General features: G+C 43.2%; 1 pseudogene. It reads left to right on the top strand.

Features of this window, described 5'->3' with window-relative positions:
- A pseudogene (locus tag AKL11_RS25510) lies at positions 1-1340 on the top strand (hypothetical protein); the annotation flags it as partial.

The raw sequence follows: 1340 nt of genomic DNA, 5'->3' as shown, positions 1-1340 counted from the left end.
ACCTTAATCTTCTGGCGGAAAGTGCAAAAGATAAGAAGTTAATCGCATGCAGGCATCTGGCTGAAGCCCGTGCCCGAGGGGTCATTGGTACCAAAAAATCAGGAAAATCAGGAAAATCAGGAAAATATTCGTCAGTCAGTAGCGTTAAACAAATAAGCGAACACACACACATTAAAACCGATGATGAATTGAAAGAAACTGTATTTTTAGATTATAAGAAAGCCCAAGAAAATTATTACTTTGATCAAAACGGATTAGGTGCGGTACTGCAGGCGGCGATAACGCATCAAAAGGATAGAAACGGCGCTGTTTCAGTAAATAGTGGAAATAAACTCAAATCACTAAAAAGGCCACTGAATGACAAATCTGATGCTGAATCTACACCTGAGGAAGTGGCAAAAACAGAAGCATCCACTATTACTACAAACAGCGCCGATAGAAACTGTTATCAAAAAATGTACCATGTTCGATCATTGAGCCATGCCATGACGCTGGAGATGATTTGGTCTGATGATCATGATGAGATTAAATTGAATTTTTATGACCCTAATGACACAGTAAGGGAACGCCGTATAATCGTATCTTCCTTCGATGCTTTGAAGGATTTGACACTGGACGATTTAATACCTGTAAAGGCAACGCTTGAGAACTGCTTTCCAGAACGCCCGCTTGCGGGTGCTTTGCACAGCATAGAGATTGAAAGCGAACCGGGTAGCGCTTTTACTGTGAATGAATCTGAGCTATCACCTGCGCTGTTGTATTTATTACTTAAAAATGGCAATTTTGGATCGGATAGTTCAGCTAAGGATGTTGAAAATTCCATTAATAAGATAATGACTGGCGATCATTGGACTCCTAAGGATAAAAAAGAACTGCTGGCAGCCAAGCACCCAGACGGTACTCCCGGATTTTATGCGACACTGGTATATGCACACGCTGAAGCGGTCCAACCCTTTGTAGCAGCAATACTTTCCAGTAATCTGAGTCGTAAGGATAAAAAAGAACTGCTGGCAGCCAAGCACCCAGACGGTACTCCCGGCTTTTTGTTTGCACTGGGATATGGCCACACTGAAACGGCCATAGCCTTTGTAGCAGCAATACTTTCCAGCAATCTGAGTCGTGAGGATAAAAAAGAACTGCTGGCAGCCAAGCACCCAGACGGTAGTCTCGGCCTTTACTTGGCACTGCAAAATGGACACGCTGAAACGGTCAAAGGCTATATAGAGACAATATTATTATCCAGCAAGCTGAGCCTTGAGGATAAAAAAGAACTACTGGCAGCCAAGAGCCAAACGGGTTTTCCCGGCCTTTACGTGGCACTGGAAAATGGACACACTGAA

This window comes from Endozoicomonas ascidiicola (assembly GCF_001646945.1).
Classification (GTDB): Bacteria; Pseudomonadota; Gammaproteobacteria; order Pseudomonadales; family Endozoicomonadaceae; genus Endozoicomonas; species Endozoicomonas ascidiicola.
The sequence above is the reverse complement of the archived record's forward strand: the minus strand, read 5'-3'. Positions and strand labels throughout refer to the sequence as shown.